Annotated in this window: 16 protein-coding genes; 7 read left to right on the plus strand and 9 right to left on the minus strand. The window is 74.1% G+C overall.

What is annotated here, in order from left to right:
- Positions 1–149 precede the first annotated feature (149 nt).
- Positions 150–935 carry a hypothetical protein gene (locus ACZ6X9_RS04790; RefSeq protein ID WP_469776440.1) on the plus strand — a complete coding sequence of 262 codons (786 nt, stop codon included), beginning with the start codon at positions 150–152 and terminating at the stop codon, positions 933–935.
- A 101-nt stretch (positions 936–1,036) separates the two neighbouring features.
- Here ACZ6X9_RS04790 and ACZ6X9_RS04795 read toward each other — a convergent pair whose 3' ends face one another.
- Positions 1,037–1,729, minus strand: coding sequence for an ArsR/SmtB family transcription factor (locus tag ACZ6X9_RS04795; protein WP_469776441.1), 693 nt, complete (start codon positions 1,727–1,729; stop codon positions 1,037–1,039).
- Positions 1,730–1,910: 181 nt separating this feature from the next.
- Between ACZ6X9_RS04795 and ACZ6X9_RS04800 the strand changes: the two genes are divergently transcribed.
- The gene (locus tag ACZ6X9_RS04800) at positions 1,911–2,888 is read left to right on the plus strand and encodes an aldo/keto reductase (protein ID WP_469776442.1); all 978 of its coding nucleotides are present in this window, start codon (positions 1,911–1,913) and stop codon (positions 2,886–2,888) included.
- A 301-nt stretch (positions 2,889–3,189) separates the two neighbouring features.
- Here the strand turns inward: ACZ6X9_RS04800 and thpR are convergent, their stop codons facing one another.
- Entirely contained in the window at positions 3,190–3,750 is a 561-nt protein-coding gene (gene thpR / locus ACZ6X9_RS04805) for an RNA 2',3'-cyclic phosphodiesterase (protein ID WP_469776443.1), read from the minus strand.
- A 19-nt stretch (positions 3,751–3,769) separates the two neighbouring features.
- Here thpR and ACZ6X9_RS04810 point away from each other — a divergent pair, with 19 nt between their 5' ends.
- Positions 3,770–4,303 carry a GNAT family N-acetyltransferase gene (locus ACZ6X9_RS04810; RefSeq protein ID WP_469776444.1) on the plus strand — a complete coding sequence of 178 codons (534 nt, stop codon included), beginning with the start codon at positions 3,770–3,772 and terminating at the stop codon, positions 4,301–4,303.
- Between the two features lie 48 nt (positions 4,304–4,351).
- Here ACZ6X9_RS04810 and ACZ6X9_RS04815 read toward each other — a convergent pair whose 3' ends face one another.
- From ACZ6X9_RS04815 to ACZ6X9_RS04825, 3 genes are all read right to left on the minus strand, one after another.
- Positions 4,352–5,731, minus strand: coding sequence for an MFS transporter (locus ACZ6X9_RS04815; RefSeq protein WP_469776445.1), 1,380 nt, complete (start codon positions 5,729–5,731; stop codon positions 4,352–4,354).
- Between the two features lie 25 nt (positions 5,732–5,756).
- Positions 5,757–6,263 carry a MarR family winged helix-turn-helix transcriptional regulator gene (locus tag ACZ6X9_RS04820; protein WP_469776446.1) on the minus strand — a complete coding sequence of 169 codons (507 nt, stop codon included), beginning with the start codon at positions 6,261–6,263 and terminating at the stop codon, positions 5,757–5,759.
- 204 nt (positions 6,264–6,467) lie between these two features.
- Positions 6,468–7,934, minus strand: coding sequence for an NCS2 family permease (locus ACZ6X9_RS04825; protein ID WP_469776447.1), 1,467 nt, complete (start codon positions 7,932–7,934; stop codon positions 6,468–6,470).
- 225 nt (positions 7,935–8,159) lie between these two features.
- Between ACZ6X9_RS04825 and ACZ6X9_RS04830 the strand changes: the two genes are divergently transcribed.
- Together ACZ6X9_RS04830 and ACZ6X9_RS04835 are read left to right on the plus strand one after the other, a co-directional pair.
- Positions 8,160–8,462, plus strand: coding sequence for a DUF2530 domain-containing protein (locus ACZ6X9_RS04830; protein ID WP_469776448.1), 303 nt, complete (start codon positions 8,160–8,162; stop codon positions 8,460–8,462).
- Between the two features lie 20 nt (positions 8,463–8,482).
- A complete protein-coding gene (locus ACZ6X9_RS04835) occupies positions 8,483–11,017 on the plus strand; it encodes an HAD-IC family P-type ATPase (RefSeq protein ID WP_469776449.1) in 2,535 nt (844 codons plus the stop codon).
- A 152-nt stretch (positions 11,018–11,169) separates the two neighbouring features.
- Here ACZ6X9_RS04835 and ACZ6X9_RS04840 read toward each other — a convergent pair whose 3' ends face one another.
- The 4 genes from ACZ6X9_RS04840 to ACZ6X9_RS04855 all read right to left on the minus strand — a co-directional run bounded on the left by ACZ6X9_RS04840 (position 11,170) and on the right by ACZ6X9_RS04855 (position 16,601).
- The gene (locus tag ACZ6X9_RS04840) at positions 11,170–11,361 is read right to left on the minus strand and encodes a DUF1059 domain-containing protein (RefSeq protein ID WP_469776450.1); all 192 of its coding nucleotides are present in this window, start codon (positions 11,359–11,361) and stop codon (positions 11,170–11,172) included.
- Positions 11,362–11,514: 153 nt separating this feature from the next.
- On the minus strand, positions 11,515–12,429 hold the full coding sequence (locus ACZ6X9_RS04845; RefSeq protein WP_469776451.1) for a trypsin-like serine peptidase: 915 nt from the start codon (positions 12,427–12,429) through the stop codon (positions 11,515–11,517).
- A gap of 144 nt (positions 12,430–12,573) precedes the next feature.
- Positions 12,574–13,269 carry a DUF6585 family protein gene (locus ACZ6X9_RS04850; protein WP_469776452.1) on the minus strand — a complete coding sequence of 232 codons (696 nt, stop codon included), beginning with the start codon at positions 13,267–13,269 and terminating at the stop codon, positions 12,574–12,576.
- A gap of 215 nt (positions 13,270–13,484) precedes the next feature.
- The gene (locus tag ACZ6X9_RS04855; RefSeq protein WP_469776453.1) at positions 13,485–16,601 is read right to left on the minus strand and encodes a sacsin N-terminal ATP-binding-like domain-containing protein; all 3,117 of its coding nucleotides are present in this window, start codon (positions 16,599–16,601) and stop codon (positions 13,485–13,487) included.
- A gap of 304 nt (positions 16,602–16,905) precedes the next feature.
- Between ACZ6X9_RS04855 and ACZ6X9_RS04860 the strand changes: the two genes are divergently transcribed.
- Complete coding sequence (locus tag ACZ6X9_RS04860) at positions 16,906–17,172, plus strand: hypothetical protein (protein WP_469776454.1); 267 nt, start codon at positions 16,906–16,908, stop codon at positions 17,170–17,172.
- Positions 17,142–17,780 (plus strand): phosphodiesterase, encoded by a 639-nt coding sequence (locus ACZ6X9_RS04865; RefSeq protein ID WP_469776455.1) that lies wholly within the window; start codon positions 17,142–17,144, stop codon positions 17,778–17,780. The genes ACZ6X9_RS04860 and ACZ6X9_RS04865 overlap by 31 nt, the downstream gene beginning before the upstream one ends.
- The last annotated feature ends 81 nt before the right edge of the window (positions 17,781–17,861 follow it).

Raw genomic sequence — 17,861 nt, forward strand, 5'->3', positions numbered from 1 at the left:
GACGAACGGAAGGGCACCGTCCCGCGTGGGGGCGGGACGGCGCCCTCCGCTTCCTCGGGTGCCCCGCGGGACCTCTCTCACTCCCGTCTCACCCCCACTCCCGCTCGAACCTCTGTCGGAGAGGCCCCACGGCCAAGTACGTTCACCGCATGGCGCGCACACCCGACCTCCACCCGACCGCAGCACCGGCCTCGTCCGCGAACGCCCAGTCCGCGAACACCCAGTCCGCGAGCACCCCGTCCGCGAAGACCTCGTCCGGAACGTCCTCGGACGCGTCCTCGACGGCACCGCCCACACCGACGGGAACCTCGGCCGCGGACGACCTGGCCCTCGTCGTACGCCTCTCCTCGGACACCCTCCGGCAGGCCGACCCCGCCGCCTGGGACCGCCCCGCGGGCGACCTGGCCTGGTCCTGCTGGGAAACCGTCGAGCACCTGAGCGACGACTTCTTCGCCTACGCCGCCCAGTTGGGCCCCCGGCGGCCCCCTCAGGCCGGCGATGTCCCGTTCGTATGGACGAGCCGGCGTCCGGGCGGCCCCGCGAACGTCGTGCACGCGGACCGTACCGCGGGCCCCGACGGGCTCCTCCAAGTGCTGGAGGCGTGCGGCGCCCTGCTCGTCGCCATGGCCAGGACGGCCCCGCCCGACGTGCGGGCACACCACGTGTTCGGCGCCTCCGACCCGGCCGGCTTCGCCGCCATGGGCACCGTCGAGGCGCTCCTCCACACCCACGACCTCGCGGCCGGCCTGGGCCTGGTCTGGGATCCGCCCGCCGATGTCTGCGCCCGCGTCCGCACCCGGCTGTTCCCGGACGCGCCGACGGACACCGACCCCTGGGCCACCCTGCTGTGGGCCACCGGCCGCGGCGAACTGCCGGGCCGGGACCGGCTCACGCGGTGGCGCTGGGACGGCCGGCCGCGGGAGGAACGGGAGTAGCCAGGCCGACGAGGGGGCAGGCCGGCGTACGGGCGGCGCGGTCGGACGTACAGGCGGCCACGCCGGCGTGAAGACGCGGACGCCCGAGCTCCTCTCGTCGCCTACGCCCCCGCCTCCGTCCCGAGCTCCACCCCCAGCAGTTCCCGGAACGCCTCCGTCCCGTCCGGCGTCACCTTCACCGCGCGCCCGGACCCGACGCGACGCACCCAGGCGCGGTCGAGCGCCGTGGCGCAGAGGGCGGCGCCCAGCGCACCGGCCAGGTGGGGGCGGCGTTCCGTCCAGTCGAGACAGCTCCTGACCAGCGGGCGACGGGTGCCCGGCGCGGGCGCGAAGCCGAGGGCGTCGGCGAGCCAGGCGCGGCCCGCCGGGGTGACGGCCAGTCCGGCGTCGGCGGCCACCAGGCCCCGGGCGGTCATCGCGTCGGCCAGGGTCACGCCGAGCCGTCCCGCGAGGTGGTCGTAGCAGGTACGGGCCCGGGCCTCGGCGCCGAGCCGTACGGACGCGCGCAGGTTCTCCGGGCGGGGCGGGCCGGGAGCGTACGAGGCGAGGACCTCGATCAGCCCGGCCGCCTCCGGGCCCGCGAGCCGGACGTAGCGGTGCCGTCCCTGTCGCTCCTCAGCGAGCAGGCCGCCCTCGACGAGGCGGGAGAGCTGTTCGCTGGCGGTGGAGGGCCGCACTCCCGCGTGGCGGGCGAGTTCGCCCGCCGTCCACGCGCGGCCGTCGAGCAGGGCCTGGCAGAACGCGGCCCGGGTGCGGTCGGCGAGCAGCGCGGCGGTCTCGGCGAGGGGTGACATACCGTCATCATCGCGCGAGCACGGTTCGGCGGACGCCGAAGCGTCCGTTTCCCCGGCGTCGGCCCCCCCCTGAGACGCGGACGCCATGGCGCGCACCCCTCCCGTGCCGCCACGGGGGACCGCCGCGCCCTCGAAAGGGTCACCCTTGATTCCGGGCCGCCGCAAGGCGTTGGCTGGGCGCATGGAGTACACGCAGCTCGGGCGCACGGGACTCAGTGTCAGCCGGATCGTTCTCGGCACGATGAACTTCGGACCGCGGACCGACGAGGCCGACAGTCACGCGATCATGGACGCCGCCCTCACCGCGGGCGTCAACTTCTTCGACACGGCCAACACCTACGGCTCCCGCGAGGACCGGGGCCGGACGGAGATCATCATCGGCGACTGGTTCGCCAAGGGCGGTGGCCGGCGGGACAAGGTGGTGCTGGCCACCAAGGGGTACGGCGCGACCGAACCGGGGGCGGAGGGCGAGTGGCCCAACCGGTCCCGACTGTCGGCGCTGAACATCCGGCGGTCGGTGGAGGCGAGCCTCCGGCGGCTCCGCACCGACCACATCGACCTCTACCAGTTCCACCACGTGGACCGGGAGACGCCCTGGGAGGAGATCTGGCAGGCGGTCGACGTCCTCGTCCACCAGGGCAAGATCCTCTACGCCGGTTCGTCCAACCACGCCGGCTGGCACATCGCCCAGGCCAACGAGACCGCGCGCAGGATCGGCTCGTACGGGCTGGTCAGCGAGCAGTGCCTGTACAACCTGGTCGAGCGGCGGGCCGAGATGGAGGTCATCCCGGCCGCCCGGGCCTACGGGCTGGGCGTCATCCCCTGGTCACCCCTGGGCGGCGGGCTGCTGGGCGGCGCGATCCGCCGCGCGGCCGAGACGGGCCGGTCGGCGGAGGCGCTCGCGAACACGGCGGTGCGGGAGCGGATCCAGGCGTACGAGGACGTCGTGGACGCGCACGGGCTCGTTCCCGGCGAGGTGGCCCTCGCGTGGCTGCTGAGCCGGCCGGGGGTGACCGGGCCGATCGTCGGGCCGCGGACGGTGGAGCAGTTGGGCTCCGCCCTGAAGGCTGTGGAGTCGGAGCTGCCGGACGAGCTCCTGGTCTCGCTCGACGAGATCTTTCCCGGGCCGGGGGCGGCGCCGGAGGCGTTCGCCTGGTAGGCAGGGGCGCCTACGGCGGGCGTTGCCCCGGTCCCTCCCCCAGAGGGGGCACCCCCATTCACCGTTTCCTGGGGCTGCGCCCCAGACCCCCATGTCCTCAAGCGCCGGACGGGCTGAAATCAGCCCGTCCGGCGCTTGAGGACAACCGCGCGAAGCGCGGTTTCGGGGGTGCGGGGATTCAGCGCACGGCCGCCACCACGGCCACAATGACGAGCACCAGGGCAAGCGCCCCGGTCATGATCCGGTTCCTGGTCTTCGGGTCCACCTTGGAAGGGTAACGAACCCCGTAAGCGACCCCTCCTCACCCCAGCCCCCAGGACCGCACCGTCTCGTACCGCGGCCGCTCCCCCGGCACCCCCGAGCCGGGCAGCCGGCTGCGGACGAGCTCCAGCCGCTCGGCGCGCCAGGGCGAGCCCCGGAAGCCGGCGAGCGCCTCCGTGTACGGCCTGAGGGCGACACGCCCGGGGGCCCGCGCCAGCGTGAGGTGGGCGTGGAACGGGCGGGACTCGTCCACGGACACGCCCGCGCGGCGGGCCGCCGCGCCGGCGGAGCGGGCGAGCGCGCGGAGGGTCGCGACGTCGCCTTCCGCGCCGGCCCACAGGACGCGGTCGCCGAACCGGCCGCCGCCCGCGAGCCGGAGCTCGTGCGCGGGGTGGCGGTGGGCCGCCCGGCCCAGGCGCTCGGTGAGGTCCGGCAGCACCGCCTCGTCCGTCTCGCCCAGGAAGGCGAGGGTGAAGTGCCAGCTCACGGGGGCGGACCAGCGCAGCCGTGCGCTGTCGGGGAGGGTGTGCAACTCCGCCACCGCGCGGCCGAGTTCGTCCAGCGCGGGCGGCGGAGGAATGACGGCGACAAAGAGGCGCATGCCGATTAGTGTCGCGCGGATGGAGATCACGCAGCGGGAAGCCGACCGGCTCGTCATCAGGAAGGGCGGGGTCGAGGACCTCGCCGTGGTCCTCGCGATGCTCGACAGCGCCGTCGAGTGGCTGACGGACCACGGCCGTACGGGCCAGTGGGGCACCGAACCGTTCTCGACGCAGCCGGCGTCCGTCGACAAGGTCCGGGAGAACCTGGCGTCGTCCGCGGCCTGGATCGCCGAGTACGAGGGGATACCCGTCGGCACGCTGACCCTGGCGCCGCGCCCCTCCCCGTACATCGAGCCGGCCGGGGAGCCGGAGGTCTTCGTCCGCCTGCTCGTCACCGACCGCCGGCACGCGGTCCGGGGCGTCGGCGCGGCGCTGCTCGCGCACGCGGTGCGCGAGACCCGGCGGCAGGGCGTGGACCTGCTCCGGGTGGACTGTTACGCGGGCGGCGACGGGGCGCTGGTCGCTTACTACCGCGGCCAGGGGTTCGTACCGACGGAGACGTTCACCGTCGGGGACTGGCCGGGGCAGGTGCTGGAGCGACGGGTGGGGTGAGGGCGAGGGGCTCCGGGGGCGAGCCCCCGGGAACCCCGTCGCCCCGCCTCAGGCCGCCGTCGTGAGGGCTTTCGCCTCCTGCCGCTGCTCCGCCGGCCGGCGCGGTACGAAGCGCACCGGCCGCCGGCCCTGCCGCAGGTCGACCTGGAGCCGCAGTCCGGCGGCGCGCGCCAGGCCGAGGCCGATGCCGGCCGCGGCGAGGACGGAGATGACACCGCCGGCGGCGAAGCCGACGCGGGCGCCGTAGGCGTCGGTGATCCAGCCGACGAGGGGCGCGCCGATCGGGGTGCCGCCCATGAACACCATCATGTAGAGGCTGAGGACCCGGCCGCGCATGGCCGGGGCCACGGCGAGCTGCACGCTGGAGTTGGCGGTGACGTTGATCGTCAGGCCGAACATCCCGATGGGCACCAGGAGCACGGCGAACAGCCAGAACGTGGGCGACAGCGCGGCGGCGACCTCCAGCAGCCCGAAGACGAGGGCCGCGCCGACCATGACCCGCCGCCGCGAGCTGCCGCGCCGGGCCGAGAGCAGGGCGCCGGCCAGCGAGCCGGCCGCCATCAGGGTGTTGAGCAGGCCGTAGGTGCCGGCGCCGGCGTGGTGGACGTCGTTGACGAACGCCGTGAGCCAGATGGGGAAGTTGTAGCCGAAGGTGCCGACGAAGCCGATGAGGATGATCGGCCAGAGCAGGTCGGGCTGCTCCCGGACGTGCCGCAGCCCCTCCCGGAGCTGGCCCTTGCCGCGCGGGGCGGTCTCGGCCTTGTGCAGCTCCCCGGTGCGCATCAGCAGCAGGCTCGCGATGGGGGCCACGTAGGAGAGCCCGTTGAAGAGGAAGGCGGCGCCGCTGCCGACGGCGGTGATCAGCACACCGGCCACGGCGGGGCCGACGAGCCGCGCGGTCTGGAAGTTGGCCGAGTTGAGACTGACGGCGTTGCCGAGGTCGGCGGGGCCGACCATCTCGTGGACGAACGCCTGCCGGGCGGGGTTGTCGACGACGGTGACGAGACCGAGGGCCAGGGCGGTCAGGTACACGTGCCACACCTGGACGTGGCCGGAGAGGGTGAGGACCGCGAGCGCGAGGCCCGTCAGTCCGCTCGCCGCCTGGGTGACGAGGAGCAGGAGGCGCTTGGGGCACCGGTCGGCGATGACGCCGCCGTACAGGCCGAGGAACAGCATCGGCAGGAACTGCAGGGCGGTGGTGATGCCCACCGCGGCGGAGGAACCCGTGAGGCCGAGGACCAGCCAGTCCTGGGCTATTCGCTGCATCCAGGTGCCGGTGTTCGACACGACCTGGCCGGCGGCGAAGAGCCGGTAGTTGCGGATCCTGAGTGAGCTGAACATGCCCCCCTTGCGGGTCAGGGGGGTGGTGCGTGCGTCGTCGTGGCGGTTCGGTGCGGGTGCGGAGTCTGCTCCGGGTCCCGTACTCAAAGTGGGTTCGCCTCCTTTGCTCGGGCTACAAGTGCGCGAGTTTCTCCAGTACCGGTGCGGCGGCGCGCAGCGTCGCCCACTCGTCCTCGTCCAGTCGCCCGGCCAGCTCGGCCAGCCAGGCGTTGCGCTTGCGCCGGCTCTCTTCGAGCATGGCCTCGGCCCGTTCGGTCTGTGTGACCACCTTCTGCCGGCGGTCTTCGGGGTGCGGTTCCAGCCTGACCAGTTCCTTGCTCTCCAGCAGCGCGACGATGCGGGTCATCGACGGCGGCTGGACGTGCTCCTTGCGGGCCAGCTCCCCCGGGGTGGCCGAACCGCACCGGGCCAGGGTGCCCAGGACGGACATCTCGGCCGGGCTCAGCGATTCGTCGACCCGCTGGTGCTTGAGCCTCCGGGACAGCCGCATGACGCCCGAACGCAACGCGTTGACGGCGTCCGTGTCGGGGTCGGTGCCGGTACTGGCGGCAGCGGTGTCCGAGGGGGTTCTCGCGGGATCGGGGACCTCAGGGGAAGAGGTGCGGGACAGGTCCGGCATGTTCATTAGATTAACTCATTATTTCACCTAAGGAAAGTGTGCACGGACGGGCGCACGGGAGCAGCGGGGGCCCAGGGACGACCCGGAGGGGGGAGCACGGCGCGGGGCACGCGCCCTGGCAACGGTCCGCCCCGGACGGCGCGACGGCCGGGACGGCCGGTGTCCGGCTGTCCCGGCCGTCGTGGCCGTGCTGGGGGCGGGCGATTACTTCACGCCGAGCGCCCGCTCGATCGGGTCGAGCATGAAGTAGACGAGGAAGCAGGCGCCCACCACGTTGAGGAGCCAGGGGATCTCGCGGGCGCGGCGGTCGGCGACGCGGAGGAGGATGAAGGCGAGGACGCCGATGCCGATGCCGTTGGTGATGGAGTAGGTGAACGGCATGGAGACGATCGTCAGGAACGCGGGGATCGCGATCGTGAAGTCGCTCCAGTCGATCTCCTTGACGTTGGCCGCCATGATCAGGAAGCCGACGACGAGCAGGGCGGGCGTGGCGGCCTGGGAGGGGACGACGGTCGCCAGAGGGGTGAAGATCAGGGCCAGCAGGAAGAGGCCGCCCGTCATGAGGTTGGCGAGGCCGGTGCGGGCGCCCTCGCCGACGCCGGCGGTGGACTCGACGAAGCAGGTGTTGGCGGAGGCGGAACCGAGGCCGCCGGCGGCGACGGCGACGCCGTCCACCATCAGGATCCTGCCCATGTTGGGGAGCTGACCGTTCTCGTCGGTGAGCCCGGCCTCCTCGCCGACGCCGATGATCGTGCCCATCGCGTCGAAGAACCCGGACAGCAGCACGGTGAAGACGAACAGGCAGCCGGTGAGCAGGCCCACCTCGTGGAAGCCGCCGAAGAGGCTGATGTTGCCGACGAGGCCGAAGTCGGGGGTGGCGACGACGCTGTCGGGGATGCGGGGGACGCTGAGGCCCCAGTTGACGTCCGGGATCACGGCCAGTTCGTTGATCAGGATCGCCACGAAGGTCATCACGACGATGCCGATCAGGATCGCCCCGGGCGCCTTGCGGACGACCAGGATGAAGGTGAGCGCCAGCCCCGCGGCGAAGACCAGCACCGGCCAGCCGTGCAGTTGGCCGCCCTGGCCGAGGCCCATCGGGACGGTGGTGTGGGCGGCGTCCGGGTTGCGGGTGACGAAGCCGGAGTCGACGAGGCCGATCAGCGAGATGAACAGGCCGATGCCGATGGCGATGGCCCGCCGGAGGCCGTTGGGGATGGCGTCCATGACCCGCTGCCGCAGGCCGGAGGCGACCAGCAGCATCAGCACCAGTCCCGCGAGCACCACCATGCCCATCGCGTCCGGCCAGCTCATCTTGGGGGCGAGCTGGAGCGAGACCACGGCGTTGATGCCGAGACCGGCGGCGCAGGCGATGGGGACGTTGCCGATGGCACCCATGAGGACGGTGCTGAGTCCGGCCATCAGGGCGGTGGCCGTGACCAGTTGGGCGTTGTCGAGCTGGTGCCCGAACTTGTCCTGGCCGGCCCCGAGGATGATCGGGTTCAGGATGATGATGTACGCCATCGCGAAGAACGTGGCGAGACCGCCGCGCAGTTCGCGGGCGACGGACGAACCCCGTTCGCTGATCCGGAACCAGCGGTCGAGCGGACCGCCGGACGGCGTCGGGGACGGTTGCCGGGCGTCGACCGGTGCGGTGGCCGAGGAGGACATGCGGGACCTCAGACGTACGGGACCGGGGCCGAGGCCCACGGGGCGGCTGGTGGGAAGGGGGCCGGATCGGATACGCAATGGATGTTCATACAAACGGAACCGATCAGATCCGACTCGTTTCAGTATGAATAAACAAGCCTCGAATTGCTATCTCCGCGCGTAGACCCCTATAGGGACAGGGATCCGGCCAAGATCGTCGCCCCTCGACGGACTAGGCTGGCCGCCATGACGAAGTGGACACCCAGGCACGAGGCGCCGGAGCCCCTGGAGGGCAATGTCGTCGCCACCATCACCGGCGGCACGATCGTCTGGTTCGTCCTCTTCCTCGTCCAGTTGCCCTTCTACGGCCGGCTCTCCGACGGCGGCCACCTGTGGTGGCTCTGGACCTGCCTGGCGGGCGCCGGGCTCGGCCTCGTCGGCGTCTGGTATGTGCGCAGGCGGGACGCCGCGATCAAGCGACACGCGGCGGCGAAGGAGAACGAGCACAAGACGGCCGAAAGCGTTCCTTCGGAAGGTGAAACGGGCTGAACGCCCGTACCGTCGGATGCATGAGCGATCCGGCGCAGACCTCGGGTGAAGCGCAGGCCGCGGACGGTACGCAGCCCGCGGACGGGACGCGGGCCGCGGACACACCGCGGGACGCGGCCCGGTCGTCGCCCCGGCGCCCTGAGCCCCGGCAGGCCGAGTCCCAGCAGGCCGAGTCCCGGCACTCCGAGCCCCGGCACCCGGGCCTGACCGCCGCGGAAGTCGCCGAGCGCGTCTCCCGGGGCGAGGTCAACGACGTCCCGGTGCGTTCCTCCCGCTCCGTGGGGGAGATCGTCCGCGCCAACGTCTTCACCCGGTTCAACGCCATCATCGGCGTGCTCTTCCTGATCATCCTGGCCGTCGGCCCGGTCCAGGACGGCCTCTTCGGCTTCGTCATCGTCGCCAACACCGCGATCGGCATCCTCCAGGAGCTGCGCGCCAAGAAGACCCTCGACTCGCTCGCCGTCATCGGCGAGTCCAAGCCCACCGTCCGCCGCGACGGCTCTCCCGTCGCCCTCGCCACGGGTGAGATCGTCCTCGGCGACGTGATCGAGCTCGGGTCCGGCGACAAGTGCGTCGTGGACGGCGAGGTGCTGGAGAGCGACGGCCTGGAGATCGACGAGTCGCTGCTGACCGGCGAGGCCGACCCGGTGCTGAAGAAACCCGGGGACGCGATCATGTCGGGTTCGTTCGTGGTCGCGGGCGGCGGCGCGTTCGCCGCCACCAAGGTGGGCCGTGAGGCGTACGCGGCGCAGTTGGCCGAGGAGGCGTCCCGCTTCACCCTCGTCCACTCCGAGCTCCGTACCGGCATCAGCCGGATCCTCAAGTACGTGACGTGGATGATGGTCCCCACCGCCGTCGGCCTGGTCATCAGCCAGCTCGTGGTGCAGGACCACGACTGGCGGGAGGCGGTCCGGCGGATGATCGCCGGGATCGTGCCCATGGTGCCCGAGGGGCTGGTGCTGCTGACGTCCGTCGCCTTCGCGATCGGCGTCATCCGGCTCGGCAACAAGCAGTGCCTGGTCCAGGAGCTGCCCGCGATCGAGGGCCTGGCCCGCGTGGACGTCGTCTGCCTCGACAAGACCGGCACCCTCACCGAGGGCGGCATGGACGTCTCCGACCTGCGGCTCCTCTCTGGGGGCACCCCCTCCGGGGGAGCCGAGGAGGCGTACGTCCGGCAGGTGCTCGGCGCCCTCGGCGAGTCCGACCCGCGCCCCAACGCCAGCCTCCAGGCGATCGTCGACGCCTACCCCGACGGCGAGGGCTGGCGCTGCGCCGAGGCGCTGCCCTTCTCCTCGGCCCGCAAGTACAGCGGCGCCGAACTCCGCTCCCCCGACGGCGATTCCGGCACCTGGCTGCTCGGCGCGCCCGACGTGCTCCTCCGGGAGGGCGACCGGGCGCTCGACGAGGTCGAGGAGCTCAACTCCCAGGGCCTGCGCGTCCTGCTGCTCGCCCGGGCCGCCCGCGACCGCGGCCTGGACGACCCGCGCGTCGCCGAGGACGTCAGTCCGACGGCGCTCGTCGTCCTCGAACAGCGGCTGCGGCCCGACGCGGCCGACACCCTGCGCTACTTCGACGAGCAGAAGGTCGCCGCGAAGGTCATCTCCGGCGACAACGCGGTGTCCGTCGGCGCGGTCGCCGCCAAGCTCGGGCTGCCGCGCGCCGAGTCGCCCGTCGACGCGCGCAAGCTGCCCGCGGAGCGCGAGGCGATGGGCGAGGAGCTCGACGCGGGGTCGGTTTTCGGCCGCGTCACCCCGCAACAGAAGCGGGACATGGTCGGGGCACTCCAGGCGCGCGGGCACACGGTCGCGATGACCGGCGACGGCGTCAACGACGTGCTGGCCTTGAAGGACGCCGACATCGGCGTCGCCATGGGCGCCGGCTCGGAGGCGACGCGGGCCGTCGCCCAGATCGTGCTGTTGAACAACAGCTTCGCCTCGCTGCCCTCGGTGGTCGCCGAGGGGCGCAGGGTCATCGGCAACATCACGCGGGTGGCCACGCTGTTCCTGACCAAAACCGTCTACTCGGTGCTGCTGGCCATCCTCGTCGTCTGCACCCGCGTGCCGTACCCCTTCCTGCCCCGGCACCTGACCCTGCTGTCCACCCTGACGATCGGCGTCCCCGCCTTCTTCCTGGCCCTGGCTCCCAACAAGGAACGCGCCAAGCCGCACTTCGTCCGGCGCGTGATGCGCTACTCCGTCCCGGCCGGGCTGATCGCGGGCCTCGCCACCTTCGCCACGTACCTGCTGGCCCGGCACCACTACACGGGCGCGGGCTCCCTCGACGCGGAGACCAGCGCGGCGACGCTCACCCTGTTCCTGATCTCCATGTGGGTGCTGGCGATCATCGCCCGGCCGTACACCTGGTGGCGCGTCCTGCTGGTCGCCGCGATGGGAGTGGCGTTCCTGGTGGTGCTGGGCGTGCCGTGGCTCCAGCGGTTCTTCGCCCTGAAGCTGGTGGGGACGACGCTGCCGTGGGCGGCGGTGGGCATCGCGGCGGTGGCTGCGGTGGTGCTGGAGGTCGCCTGGCGGTGGGTGGGACGGCGGTTCCCGGCGTGAGCCGTACCCGGCGCCTTGGACCATTGCCGTCCTGAACCGTTGCCGTCCTGAACCGTTGTCGCCCTGAACCGTTCCCGGCCTGGACCGTTCCCGGCCTGGCGAGGGTGTCGCCGGCCGTCACGCCGTGACGCGGCGGGCGGCCGGCAGTGATCTCACACGGACGGCCGCTCGTCCTCCAGGAAGTCCCGCAGCTTCTCGCGCAGCTCCGGCGTGTCCTCGTGCCGGTGCACGGAGACGGCGTGCTCGGCCGCGGCCCGCAGGACCTCGTCCTCCTCGCCGGAGATCGTGAGCGTGCAGTTCGACTCGCTGGGGTACTTGCGGCAGTCCGCCACTTTCCTGGTCATCTCGGCCTCCCGGATCCCGGACCGGATCGGTACTTCCAGCGTAGGCCGGGAAAGGCACGCGCCCCAGGGCCTCGCTCACCGAGCACCCGTCGCACGTGCGCGGCGGGCGCGTTCGCTGAGCTTCCCGGCTCGGCGTCCGGCGAGGTCCGGGGCTCAGCGGCGCTGCGCTCGCTCGTAGACGGCCTTCGCGACCGTGCCGAAGCGGGGGCCGGACATCGTCCGGCTGCCGTCCGGCGAGTCGCCGTGGCTGTTGACGGACACCAGCGTCCCCAGCCCGGACGTGGCGTCGAAGCCGGCCAGCCAGGGGCCGCCGCTCGACCCGCCCGCCATGTCGCAGGGGATGACCACCTCGTCGTCGGGTCCCGCCTTGGTCGTCCCCGTGCAGGTCAGCAGCTCCTCGCCGCGCTGCGGGCGGGACGCCGGGTAGCCGAAGGCCGTCACCTTCGCGCCCGGCTTCCGGTCGAACGCGATCGACTGGCCGCCGACCGCGTCCGTCAGCTTCTTCCCCTTGACCGGGTCGACGGTCAGCGCGGCGACGTCGCCGACGGCGTCCTTGGCCCAGGAGGCGGGCGTCACGGTCCTGGCGACGGGGAAGACGCCGTACGGGCGCTTCCCCTTGTCGTAACCCGGCACGAACACGAGGTCCGTGTACGTGTTGACGGGCGAGGCCGGACGGCGGACGCAGTGCCCGGCCGCCATCACCACGGAACGGTTGTCGCTGCGCACGGCGGTGGCCGTGCACCAGGTGTCGTCGCCGTTGGCGTTGACGAAGAACAGCCGCCCGACGGTCTTCATCGGCGTGCCCTTCCAGGGCTTCGCCAGCGGACCGGTCTTCCCCAGGTCCACGGCTTGGCCGGTCTTCCGCATCCGCTCCGGCGTCCAGTAGGCGAGCGCCTCCGCGCGCTCCTTCGCCGTGTACGCCACCTCGGCGACGGCCGGCGCGGCGGCGCTCCGGCCGGTGGCACCGGAGGAGGCGGCCGCGGCGGAGGCGGGAGCGGCGCCGAGCGCCGCGGTGACGGCCAGAGCGGCGGCGGCGAGTCCGCGGCGGGCGGGACGGGGAGCGCGCATGGGAACAGGGTCTCCTGACGGGACGCGAGGGGTGGCTGTGTCAGACGAGGAGACGAGCTCGGGCACCGCGCGGTTCCTCGGCCGGGCCTCCGGCGGGGCCCGCCACGCCCCCCGCGTCACCTCACCCGCGTCATCCCACCCGCGTCACCCCACCCGCGGCAGCGGGCCCGGCGGCAGCGGACTCCGCAGCTCGGCGAAGAGCGCCAGGAACACCTCGTAGTCCGGCACGTCCCCCAGCTCCCGGGCGCACTTCTTCGTCCACCCGCCGGCCAGTTCCACCGTCAGCCAGCCCTCCTTCACCCACGCCGGCCCGACGCGCTCCCACGGCACCCGCTTCTTGCCCTTCCAGATCAGGCCGTCGTGGCTGAGGCCGAAGTCCCCGAAGAAGACCTCCTGCCCCTGCCGGAGCCGTTCCCGGTCGGCCGGCAGCCGCCGGGCGGCGACGTGTTTGCGGAGCGCCTCACCCAGCCCGTAGTACCGGTGTCCGTGATCACCCTCGCGCTTGTAGTAGGCGTCGAGCTTCAGCGAACCGACTTTCGCGCAGGCGACCGTGAAGGTGAAGTACACCGCGTCGAACTGACCGTTGTACGTGCGATGGATGACCTTCGCGGTCACCGCGCTCATGTCGTCGAGGTGGAACGCCTGCGCCGGCTTCCCGTGGTTGTGGCGGACGACGCCCCGCGCGAACTCGTAGACCCTGTTGGGTCTTTTGTGTGACAGCCCGTTCAGCAGCGCGTACACCTCGAGCAGTTCCCCGAGGTTCCTTCGCTCGGCGGCCTCTCGCGCCTCCGGCGTGAAGACGCGCCAATCGCCTTCCCTGGCAAGCAGAACTTCCGGCATGCGGCACCCCCGTGCGTCCGATCGGATACCGGGCAGCGTAGCGCCGGAGGGGCGCGCTCGTCCCGTCCCGCTCCGGTTTCGCACCACCCGGGCGGGCGGGCCCGGCACGACGCCGTACGCGGCGGCGGAGGAGGAGGCGGGCACCTCATCCCACCGCCGCGTACGACGTCACACGCCGCAAGTACCGTTCGAAAGCCGCCCGTTGAGGGCGGGCGTCAGTCGAACCACCGGTCCCGCGCCAGCTCCGCCGTCCGGGACGGGTCCTCCAGCAACGCGGCGGCCTCGAAGCGGCGGGCCCAGTGGCCGGCCGCCCAGGCGAGGCCGGCGGCCACGCCCTCCAGCGTGGTGGCGTGCAGGACACCGTCGGGACCGAGGCGCCAGTCCAACTCCACGCCGTCGACCGTCAGTTCCTCGTGCTCGACGTAGGTGGTCGGCGCGTCGGGCAGCAGGACGCGGACGCCGTCGGGGACCTCGCGCGGTTCCCCGGCGCTCGCCTCCACCACCGCCGGCACCGCCTCGCTCAGCCGTCGCACCTGCAACAGGTCCGCCAAGTCCGCGGCACGGTCGGGGCGGACGGGCAGCAGGGGCAGGCCGGCGGCGAGCGGGAGGAGGTCGGGCGCGTCGGCGACCAGCGCGTCCGCCGCGTCCACGACGCGGACCTCGCCGTCCACGACGGCCCGCAGCTCCTCGGGGAGCGTCACCTCGTCCGGGTCGAGCGCGGCCAGCAGACCGTACAGGGCGTGCAGCCGGTCGGCGCGCACCGGGCGCTCCGGGTCGGCGAGGCGGGCCAGCAGCTCCGCGGCGCCGCCCGGTTCGTCCAGCAGGGCCGCGGCGGTGGTGCGGACGCCGAGGGCGCGCAGCACCTGCTCGTCCGCGAAGCCGCTCGCGTCCGCCTCCTCGTACAGGCCGTCCAGCAGCGGGTCGCCCCCGGCGGCGCGCAGGCCGGCGGGGCGGCGGCCGTCCAGGACCGGGTGGCCGCGCAGCCACCAGGCGGTGTACGGGCGGACGCTGCGCGTGGTGCCGTCCGGCAGCAGCACGCGGACGGGCGCGGTGAGCGCGTCCCGCAGCGGCGGGCGGGCCAGCATGGCGAGCGCCTGCGGCCAGGCGTCGTCGTCGACCAGCTCCAGGTCGCGGACGGCGACGAGTTCCGTCGCCACGGGCGGCACGGGCGTCTCGGGGAGCCCGTCCAGCACGTCCTCGCACCACACGTCGACGGCGTCCAGCAGCCCGGCGTCGTCGGGTTCGGGGAAGTCGCCGTCGCGCGGCTCCAGTTCGTCCGGGTCGAGGACCACGTCCGTGGCCCGCACCAGCGCGAAGTCCGCCAGCACGCCGACGGCGGTGAGCGGCTGCTCGCCCCAGCGCTCGGCCAGCGCGGCGTCACAGGCCGCCAGCTCGCCGGGGCGGATGACGCGCTCGAACGGGCTGCCCGGGAGCACGAGTTCACCGGCCGGGGCGAGCTCGCCGTCCTCGTCGGGGAGGGCGAGCGCGGCGAGCCACGGCTCGTCGCCGGGGGCGAGATGGGCGTCGCGGACGAGCGCGAGCACGGTGTCGGCCAGTTCGTCGGGGTCGAGGGCGTCCTCGTCCCAGGCCTCCGCCGCGTCGAGCGAGTGCGCGACCGCCGCCCGCACCTGGGGGGTGGTGAGCACCGCGCGGGGCGAGGACGGGGTGGCGCCCAGCTTCTCCAGCAGCGGGTGGGCCGCCGCCGGGTGGGCGATCTTCAGGCCGAGCCGGGAGAGCCGCTCCGCGCCGGCCGCCGCCTCGGCGTCGGCGGGCGGCAGCAGCACCTGGCGGGGGCCGATCGCGGTGCGGTTGCCGTCGGCGAGCGGGACGGGCAGGCCGCTCAGCCGGTCCGGGTCCACCCCGGCGAGACTGTCGTACAGCCGCCACCACCACTCCGCCGTCCGCTCGACGCCCGCGAGCCGGTCGATGGTCTCCCCCAGCGACACCCGGCTCACCCCGAGCGCGCGCAGCTCCTGGCGGCGCTCCAGCCCCGCCGGGAGGAGGCTGCGGAACAGTTCGCCGAGCACGGCGACGGTGTCCGCGCCCGCGCCCTCCACGATCTCCGCCTCGGCGGGCCGCAGCGCGTACGGCTCTTCTCCGTCCGGCGCGGGGGACGCGCTCGGCAGGAACGCCACCCTCGGCAGCCGCTCCAGCACCAGGCTGCGCAGCTCCGCGTCGAGCGGGCTCTGCGCCAGCGGCGACGGGACGAGGTCGAGGGTGCCCGCCGACACGGGACGCCACTCGCGCAGCAGCGCCGTGTACGCCTCGGCGGCGCGGCCCACGAGGAAGTCGGTGAGCGGTCCGGCGGCCACGTGCCGGCGCGTCGGGTCCATCGGGAAGGTGGCGATCAGCAGGGCGGGCAGGCCCAGCGGCTCGTCCGTGGGGGTCGGGGCGTGCAGCACCGGCGCGGTCCGGGGACGGACCGGCGCACCGTCGGCCCCGACCGGAACCGCCCAGGTCAGCGCCCAGTTGGGGCGCAGCCGCTCCTCCACCGGACGGTCGGCGAGCAGCGCCGGGTCCAGCCGGCCGCCGGCCCGCTCGACGCGCCAGCGGGTGGTCTCCCCCGCGCTGTCCGCGACGACGACATGCCCGGCCTCCTGCCGGGTCGTCAACGTACGCGGTGCGGTGCCGGGCAGCTCGACGACCACTTCGCGCAGCCCGGGGAGGGCCAGCAGCAGGGCGTCGTCCACGTCCGCGAGCAGCCGCTCGGCGAGGTCCTGCGCGGCGCCGTCGCGCAGCGGCAGCACGACGACGGTGTCATAGCCCTCGGGCGCCGCGCCCTCCGCGGGCAACGGCAGCCGCAGCAGCGGGACATGGCCCTCCCGGCGGCGCAGCTCGTCGGCGAGCGCGGGCGCGTCGGCCGCCGCCCGCTCCGCCAGCCCGCGCGCCTCCGCCAGCGACCAGCGGACACCACCCGAACGGCTGAGTACGACGGGCTCGTCGCTGACGGCCAGGACCGCCGCGAAGCCGACCCCGAACCGGCCCGCCGCTCCCGTCTCCTCCCGCTTGGCCGACGCCCGCAGCGTCGCGAGCGACTCCACGCCCGCCGCGTCCAGGGGTGCCCCGGTGTTCGCCGCCGCGAGCACCGCCGGACCGTCACCCTCCGCCGGGTGCAGCGTCAGCCGCAGCTTGCCCGGCACGCCCGCGCGGCCTGCGGCGTCGGCGGCGTTCTGCGCCAGCTCGACCACGAGACGGTCCCGGTAGCCGCCGAGCGCCAGGTCCTCCTCGGCATTGGCATCCTCCCGGAACCGGGCCGCCGACGCCGTCCAGGCATCCAGCACCCCCCGGCGGAGGCGGCCGGTACCGAACGGGTCCGTCGCTGTGCCGCTCACGTCGTCTCGTCTCCTTTGCGTGGAGCTTTGCCCACGGGGTGGGCCTTGCAAGGGTGAACGTACCGTGCGGGTGTTCGCGGGGGTGGCGGGGTGGTGGAGACGCCGGGGCCAGGGGCAGGGGGGACGGGGTGTGGGCGAGGCGAGCGTGCCCCGCCCTCGTCCCGGCACGCCCCGGCGCCTCCTCCCGACACCGTGCCCGATGTCCCCGCGGAGCGCGTCTCCCGCGCGGCCCGGCGGTCCGTCACGGCGGCATCCCGCGCCCCGGTCGCGGATGCGCGTCCACCGGAGGGGTACCCGGCACGGCATGAGCGAGCACGCGCGGCCGCGAGCCGAGGCGACGACGGCGGCCGGCAAGCCGGAGGAACCGGGGTCCGCCCGTGGCCGCGCGACGGCCCGCCGGGCGGTCCGTACCGCCTTCCGCGCCGTCGCCGGGCTGCGGGGCGCCCCGGCCTTCCACCCGGACGGCGTACCGGTCGGCGGCCACCTCGAGGTCGTCACCGGGGAAGCGGGCGGCGGTGAACGCGAGCCCTGGGGCGTCGAGTGGCTGGACACGCCCGCCCGTACGCCGTGACCGCGCGCTGGTCCCGGGCGGCCGGCCTGCCGCGCGCACTGCCCGACGCCTACGGCCTGGCGGTGCGGGTCCACGACGCGGGCGGCCCCGGCCGCCCTCTCGACCTGCTGTTCACCACCAGTGGCCGGGGCCGGATGACCCGTCATCTCCCGGTGCTCCGGCGCACCGCGACGGCGGGCCCGTACTCCAGTCTCGTCTCCCACCGGGTGGCGGGCCGCCCCCGGCTGCTGATCGCGGTTCCCTCGGCGGCTCCCGGCGGCCGTCCCCTGCCGGGCACCCCGGACGCGGTCTCCCACGCCCTGTCGGAAGGCCCCCTGATCTTCACCCTGCGCGCCGCCGGGACGGCGGAGGTGTGGCGCACCTTCGCCGTCCTCACCCTGGAGCGTCAGGCCGGCCCCGATCACCCGGACCCGGGCCGCCCGGGCCCACGGGAGCACCCGCGGGACCCCACGCCCGGCGCCGCCCTCGGCTACGACGTCCACGCCCACCATCTGCCGGGCCTGCGACCCCCGTCCCGCTTCGCCGCCCTCCGCCGTGCCGCCTACGCCGGCTCGCGCGACGCCCGTACCGGCTCCCGCCGACCGTTCGGCCGGCCGCCGCCACGGTGACCGGGCCGGGGGGCGGCACCCGTCGGTGCCACTCGGGACCGGCTCCCGTCCGGGCCGCCTCCGGGCCCGGGCAGGTCCTCG

The organism is Streptomyces sp. NPDC052910 (assembly GCF_055585605.1).

Excerpts from the sequence above, each read along its gene's own strand:
- ACZ6X9_RS04790 (WP_469776440.1), top strand. The coding sequence starts at position 150 with ATGGCGCGCACACCCGACCTCCACCCGACCGCAGCACCGGCCTCGTCC.
- ACZ6X9_RS04795 (WP_469776441.1), bottom strand. The coding sequence starts at position 1,729 with ATGTCACCCCTCGCCGAGACCGCCGCGCTGCTCGCCGACCGCACCCGG.
- ACZ6X9_RS04800 (WP_469776442.1), top strand. The coding sequence starts at position 1,911 with ATGGAGTACACGCAGCTCGGGCGCACGGGACTCAGTGTCAGCCGGATC.
- thpR (WP_469776443.1), bottom strand. The coding sequence starts at position 3,750 with ATGCGCCTCTTTGTCGCCGTCATTCCTCCGCCGCCCGCGCTGGACGAA.
- ACZ6X9_RS04810 (WP_469776444.1), top strand. The coding sequence starts at position 3,770 with ATGGAGATCACGCAGCGGGAAGCCGACCGGCTCGTCATCAGGAAGGGC.
- ACZ6X9_RS04820 (WP_469776446.1), bottom strand. The coding sequence starts at position 6,263 with ATGCCGGACCTGTCCCGCACCTCTTCCCCTGAGGTCCCCGATCCCGCG.
- ACZ6X9_RS04825 (WP_469776447.1), bottom strand. The coding sequence starts at position 7,934 with ATGTCCTCCTCGGCCACCGCACCGGTCGACGCCCGGCAACCGTCCCCG.
- ACZ6X9_RS04830 (WP_469776448.1), top strand. The coding sequence starts at position 8,160 with ATGACGAAGTGGACACCCAGGCACGAGGCGCCGGAGCCCCTGGAGGGC.
- ACZ6X9_RS04835 (WP_469776449.1), top strand. The coding sequence starts at position 8,483 with ATGAGCGATCCGGCGCAGACCTCGGGTGAAGCGCAGGCCGCGGACGGT.
- ACZ6X9_RS04840 (WP_469776450.1), bottom strand. The coding sequence starts at position 11,361 with ATGACCAGGAAAGTGGCGGACTGCCGCAAGTACCCCAGCGAGTCGAAC.
- ACZ6X9_RS04845 (WP_469776451.1), bottom strand. The coding sequence starts at position 12,429 with ATGCGCGCTCCCCGTCCCGCCCGCCGCGGACTCGCCGCCGCCGCTCTG.
- ACZ6X9_RS04850 (WP_469776452.1), bottom strand. The coding sequence starts at position 13,269 with ATGCCGGAAGTTCTGCTTGCCAGGGAAGGCGATTGGCGCGTCTTCACG.
- ACZ6X9_RS04860 (WP_469776454.1), top strand. The coding sequence starts at position 16,906 with ATGAGCGAGCACGCGCGGCCGCGAGCCGAGGCGACGACGGCGGCCGGC.